Below are 6,249 nucleotides of genomic sequence, written 5' to 3' on the forward strand. Positions count from 1 at the left end.
GATTCAGATTATGACGCTGTGGCATTATGTTACTGAAGCATAATATGTGCGAGCCGGAGTCTCTTCGACGAGCTCGGCGGTAGCGCCCTTCGGTTGAGCCGCGCCACGCAGCCAGGGTCTAGCGAAAGAACAATCCGACCACGAGCTCGCCAGCTGGCCAAGCCTCGGGCGCGATGGTGGATTCCTGAGATAGCCTGGTGTGCGAGCGGTAGCGACCACCACGAGGCTCGCGAAAGACTTCGAGAACACCGAGGGTGAGGTTGACAACCCAGTACTCCAGCACCCCCGCCTCCGCGTACAGAAGGGCCTTCGACCCGAGATCGATGTCGAGGGAAGACTCGGACACTTCGACGACGAGAACCGGCTTCGTCTCGCCGGTTCCATAGGCGGAGAGTTCCGGATTGGAACAAACGAGAATGTCGGGCTCGGGTTCGGACTCGAGGCTCTCCATCCGAAGCGGAGCTTCTTGATAGACGCCCGCCCGCCACTCGAGCGCCTCCCGAAGCAAACCGTGAATCCGTGCCGCCGCGACGACGTGGCTTCGATTCTTGGGGCTCATCCCGCGAACGATGCCTCGGACCAGCTCGACACGCTCCTCGGGACCGATAGTGCCGGCCTCCGCCATGCGGTGATACTCCTCGATCGTGAAACGTCGCGCCGGCAAGGACTCGATCGCCTGTGACATAGCGTCAGCTTACTTCTTCGTCTCATCGGACGAAAAAGAGGCCGCTCAACCTCCCGCGGTTCGAGGAGCTTTGTCCGACAGAGCTTGGTCGACAGGACTAGCGCCCGAAAATTTGACGAGCGGTAACGGTCTTGAGGCCCTTCGACCGGTTCACCTTCTCACGAGCACAGACCGCGTACACGAGCTCGTCGGCGATCGTCGGCAGACGGCGTGCCTTGTCGCGAAGGACGCGGCCCACTCGTTCACCATCCACTTCCCGAGCCCACTTGGCTTCGCCCACCAGGATGGCTTTTCGGCTTCGACCTGCCAGGACGACCGCGTCGATCTCGACGGGGTCGACTCCGTCGCTCCAAAACGATCCAACGGCAACCACATCTTCCGCCAGCTCGCCACGGGCCGCGAGGCGGCGAAGATGTTCACGGAAGGCGTCCTCCCAGCGAGGCCCCATGTAGTCGTCCAGCTCCGCAATCAGGGGGTTGAGGATGGTTCTGCCGAGACCTCGGTCGATCTCGGCACGGTATTTCGAGACGACACCCAGCCAGAATGCGAGAAAGTTATCGGCAATCCGATAACTGCTCCGACGTGTCCGCTGAGAAACTTCGGTAACCGGGGACAACCGCTCCAGAAGTCGAAGCTGGATGAGATTCTCGACGATACGGTGCGGGCTCGTGCCGATCGCCTGCTCGATCTCGTTGTACTTCGTTCGTCCCGCGGCCACGGCGAAGAGAACTTGCCGGGTCAAATCGCCGCTCCCCCCCTCCCGAGCCAGAATCAAATCGCCCTCGGTGAGGAGCGCGCCGCCGGGCGTGCACACGAGGCGTTCGAGGTTTTTCCTCACTGAGCTCGCTTCGTCCCACCATTCCAGATAAAGAGGTACTCCGCCGACCAGACCCCACACCAGAGCTCGGTCCGCGGGTTTGAGCCTTGGCAACATCTTCGATGCCTCATGAGGAGAGAAAGGATGCAGATGCAAGCTGAGGTCGAACCGTCCGTAAAGAGGCGCTCGCTCTTCCTGGATCGCCTCCATCGTTCTGACCGCGGAGCCACAGATCAGAATACGGAGGAGGGTCCTGTTCCGCACGCGCTCCCAGAAGGCACGCAAAACGCTCTCGAGCTCAGGAGATGTGGTTTTCAGCTCGGGGAACTCGTCCAGAACGAGCAGCATCGGCTCCCGCCGGGACAACTCCGCAAGAGTGTCGAAACAGTCGTCCCAGTCGACGAACGGACGGCTTCCGAGGTCGCGGAAGAAGGGCTTCGAGGCCGAATCGACGAGGCGGCTCAGGACCTTCAGCTCATCGGCAACCGGCCGGCTGCTGGCAGTATGGAAAACGACCCTTCTGTCCTTCGCGAACTCATTGAGGAGAGCGGTCTTTCCCACCCGCCGTCGGCCCCAAACCAGACCGAGCAGCGACCCCGGGCGGCTCCACCAATCGGCGAGTCGGAGCAACTCTTCTTCCCGGTTGACGAACCTCATTCTTTTGATCCAGGTACTTACGTATGATGTAAGTTACCTTCAATGTAAGTAACAATCAAGGTAAGTTTGGTCTGAGGCGATCTGGGTCAGACCATCATTTTGCGTGCCAGTTGCTCGTGGCGGGGCATGCCGATTTCGCGATACGCGGCGATGGCCTGCTCGAGGAGCGCGTTTGCTTTCTCGCGGTCGCCGGTGCGGTTGCGAGATAGAAACATCCAGGCGTACCACCGTCGCACCTCGGGCTGTTGGAGGCGATAGGGCATGGTATCGACTTGTTCGAGCGCGTTCTCGAAATGCGTCTCCGCGACGTCCCATTGCTCACCCGCGGCCGCGGCGATGGCGGCAGCCTTCTCGATGTAGTCGGCCGTCATTAACAGCTTGCCTCCTCTGTGGAGGAGCTCTCGCGTCAACGGATAGAGCTCTGCTGCGTCTGCAGGCTTATCCAGTACGGCTAGGGCCTCGATGGCGTGGAGCAGAAAGCGATAACGTCCGGACTCGTTTGGCGCTCCGAGCCTCGGAAGGTGCGAGCGGTACTTGCTCATCAGAGCCAGTGCATCGCTCTTGCCGAGATACGCACTGGCGAACAGGTGCGCACCTTCGATGGCACCTACGAAGATGGGCACCGTCGGCACGTCGAGCGAACCCGTGAAGGTCACCACCGCCCCCTCCCAATCACCATTCCAGAACTGGACCAATCCTTTGGCCGTGATCGACCCCGCGATGGCGCGCGGGGCGACTTGACGCACGGTCTCGATATCGCACTCGGCGAAATCGGCGTACGCTTCGAGGTCGCCTGAGATCATGAAGGCACGCTGGGCGAGATGCCTCTCTCCGAAACTAAGTCCGCCGAGGTGACCTACCTTCCTGGAAACGCGAACGCACTCTTCCCCAATGCGCGCGACCTCGTCAAGCTCGCCTCGCTTGAGGGCAACCGTCACCATCCAGGCGAGTGCGACCGGCAGATCCCACACCCGGGCGCTTGGACGCAGGAGCTCGACGGCACGTTCCGCGTTTCGAGCCGCCACCTCGAGCTCCTCGGAGAAAATTCCCGGGTGCGCTCGGTAGGCCGCGACAATGCCCTCGAGATGACGCGCACGCAGCGTTTTAGCTATCTCCTCGGCTTCCGCGAGGTGTCGTTCGGTTTCATCCGCATAAATTGCGCCACCTATCGCCGTTCCCGCAGAGCGATGACAGAGGAGCAGGCAACGCTCTTCGGTGGGGTCCGTTCCAATCGTTGCCTCGGCTCGATCGGTCAGCTTCACGAGGTCCTCCCAGCGGCCCGCCCAAGCGATGGGCACCATGAGTCCTGAAGTGACCCGCGACACGCCCTTTGCGTCTCCGAGCTTCTCGTAGAGAGTCAAAGATGTCTGCCAATCCTCGGTGCACTTTTCCCAATTACCCATGCCCCACAGGGCGCCGCCCCGAAGATACAGGAGAGCCGCGCGGTATGCGTCGGGTACGCCATCGAGTCCGAGACCTCGCTCGGTGTGGCGCATCGCTTCCTCGGTGGCAGTCGAACTCATCGCGCGCTCGGCCGCCATCAGCAGAAAGCGCAGGAGCTTCTCCTGGTCCACTCCGCTTCCCGCTTCGTAGAGGTGATGTGCGATCTCCGATACCCGGTCGTCGCCACTTTGGGTTTCGAGCGCGGACGCGATCCGAAGATGCAAGCGTTGGCGCCTCGGGGCGGAAAGCTCGGCGAGGAGCGTTTGGCGCACCAGCTCGTGCTCGAAGGCATAATTGACGGCGCGACCCACGACTTTGGAGCGAACGATGCGGCGGCGCTCGGCCTGCTCGATCGCATCCACCGCCCGGTCAGGATCCATGCCGCAGACCGACACAAGAAGCTCGACGGAGAAATCGCGCCCCACGACCGCGGCCGACTGGAGGAGCCCGCGCGTATCGTCCGAAAGCTTCTCGAGCCTGCGGCCGATCACCAGGCGTACTCCCTCGGGAACTTCCCACTCCTCGACGTTGGACACCTCTGTCTTGCCCGAATCCGTCAAGTACCGATGGATCTCGGCGACGAAGAAGGGATTGCCCTCGGTATCGCGATAGACGAGCTTCGTGAGCTTGTCGGACAGCCTCCGCTGGCTCAGTGTTTCGAGCATCTCGGCGACGGATGCCTCGGACAACCGCCTGAGCAAGATGCGCTCGGCCTCGTGGCCGCGAATGAGCGCCTCCAGAGCTCGCGCGAAGGGCCGGCCCACAACCAGATCGACGTCTCGGTAGGTGCCGACAATGAGCACGCCCGTGGGGCGCAGCCTGGGTGCGATGTGCTGCAGCAACAGCAGGCTTCCCTCATCGGCCCAGTGCAGATCGTCGAGGAGCAGAACGACGGCCCGGCCACGCGACGCGTTCTCGAGAACGTCGAGGATGCAATTGAAGAGATAGCGCCGGGCCTGCTCCGGCGGAAGCTCGAGCGTGAGACCGATGTCGGAAAAGCGCTTTCGCACCTCGGGAACGAGCCTCGCGATCTCCGGGGCAGCATCTTTCCAGAGCTCCCGCAACGCTTTCTCAGGCAAATCTCGCAGCATCTCCTCGAAGATCTCTACGAAGGGAACGTAAGGGGGCGCGCCCTCGGTCTCGTACGAGCGGCCGGTGAACGTCCACGCGCCAGAATGCTTCGCTTCCGCCAGGAGCTCTTCCGCGAGCCGCGTCTTGCCCACGCCGGGCTCACCTCCGATCAGGACGAGTCCCCCGTCATTCAGCGCACGACGAAGGATCGTCATCTCTTCGCTACGACCCACGAGCGACGGGCCCCGTCCCGCCAGCTCCCCCGGTCGTTCCACGATTTCGCGGAGCGCTTCGCGCACCTCCCCGGCCGATCCGGGCCGCGTCATCGGATCCTTCGAGAGCAACCGTGAGACGAGTGAAATCAGCGACGCGGGTCCGTCAGTATCCGAGAGGGCCGCTGGCTCCCGTCCGAGAGCGGCCCCCATCGAGGCATCGAACGGATGACGTCCCGTGAGCATCTCGAACAGAACGATTCCCAGCGAGAACAGATCGCTCGCCGGCGTCGCCGCTTCGCCGCGCAGCTGCTCGGGCGACATGTAGGCGGGCGTTCCGACCAAGACACCACTTTTCGTCAGCTCGCTCCGCGTCTTCTCCGCGCTCGCCAGAGGCTCGGTCTGTCGCGCGAGACCGAAGTCCATCACCTTGACGTGCTCGTGCTCGGTCATCAGCACGTTCGACGGCTTGAAATCCCGGTGAACGATCCCACGCTCGTGCGCTTTGTCGAGCGCCTCCGCCATCTCGATTCCGAGCCGTACGGCGTCGCGCCAGCCGAAAGGACCTTGCTTCAAACGGGCGGCGAGCGTGTCGCCTGGCACGTGCTCCATCGCGATGAAGAGCCGGCCGTCCCACTCGCCCACCTCGTACACTTTGCAGATGAATGGATGGTCGAGAGCCGCGGCGGCTTCCGCCTCACGCTGCAGCCGCTCGCGCGATCTTGCGTCGGCTTCGTGCGCCGGATGAAGGAACTTGAGCGCAACCTGGCGTTTGAGCTGCGTGTCTTCGGCGAGATGCACCTCGCCCATACCGCCGCTTCCGAGAAGCTCGGTGAGACGGTAGCGCGCGCTCATGAGACGTTGACGTCGCGACCGTGGTCAGTCTAACATGGCAACCTGAAAAGGCGTTGAGGTGATCGGCCGAACGCTCTCGCACTACCGAATTCTCGAGAAGATCGGTGCGGGCGGAATGGGGGAGGTCTTTCTCGCCCGGGACACCCGGCTCGAGCGTGACGTCGCCGTCAAGCTCCTTCCGCCCGGACGTCTCTCGAGCGACGAAGCCCGCAGCCTCTTCCGACGTGAGGCGCTCACGCTTTCGAAGCTGAACCATCCGAACATCCAGACGGTTCACGATTTCGACTCGGAAGGCGAGGTCGACTTTCTCGTCACCGAGTACGTGCCCGGAACTACGTTGAGCGACCGATTGGCGAATGCGGGGCTTCCGCCGAAAGAGGTGATGACGCTTGGCGAGCAGCTCGCCGCGGGCCTCGAGGCGGCGCACGAGCGGGGTATCGTGCACCGCGACCTCAAGCCGAGCAACATCCGGATCCTTCCCGACGGGCGCTTGAAAATTCTGGACTTCG

At 62.7% G+C, this 6,249-nt stretch carries 4 protein-coding genes; 1 reads left to right on the forward strand and 3 read right to left on the reverse strand.

The window, feature by feature from the left end; genetic code table 11:
- Positions 1-118 precede the first annotated feature (118 nt).
- From VEK15_05380 to VEK15_05390, 3 genes are all read right to left on the reverse strand, one after another.
- Positions 119-685 (reverse strand): Uma2 family endonuclease, encoded by a 567-nt coding sequence (locus tag VEK15_05380; protein ID HXV60104.1) that lies wholly within the window; start codon positions 683-685, stop codon positions 119-121.
- Positions 686-782: 97 nt separating this feature from the next.
- Positions 783-2,159 carry an ATP-binding protein gene (locus VEK15_05385; protein ID HXV60105.1) on the reverse strand — a complete coding sequence of 459 codons (1,377 nt, stop codon included), beginning with the start codon at positions 2,157-2,159 and terminating at the stop codon, positions 783-785.
- Between the two features lie 86 nt (positions 2,160-2,245).
- Positions 2,246-5,740: a protein kinase gene (locus tag VEK15_05390; protein ID HXV60106.1), complete on the reverse strand. Its 3,495-nt coding sequence runs from the start codon at positions 5,738-5,740 to the stop codon at positions 2,246-2,248.
- Positions 5,741-5,798: 58 nt separating this feature from the next.
- Between VEK15_05390 and VEK15_05395 the strand changes: the two genes are divergently transcribed.
- A partial coding sequence (locus VEK15_05395) for a serine/threonine-protein kinase (GenBank protein ID HXV60107.1) occupies positions 5,799-6,249 on the forward strand: 451 nt, incomplete at its 3' end.

This window comes from Vicinamibacteria bacterium (genome assembly GCA_035620555.1).
GTDB lineage: Bacteria > Acidobacteriota > Vicinamibacteria > Marinacidobacterales > SMYC01 > DASPGQ01.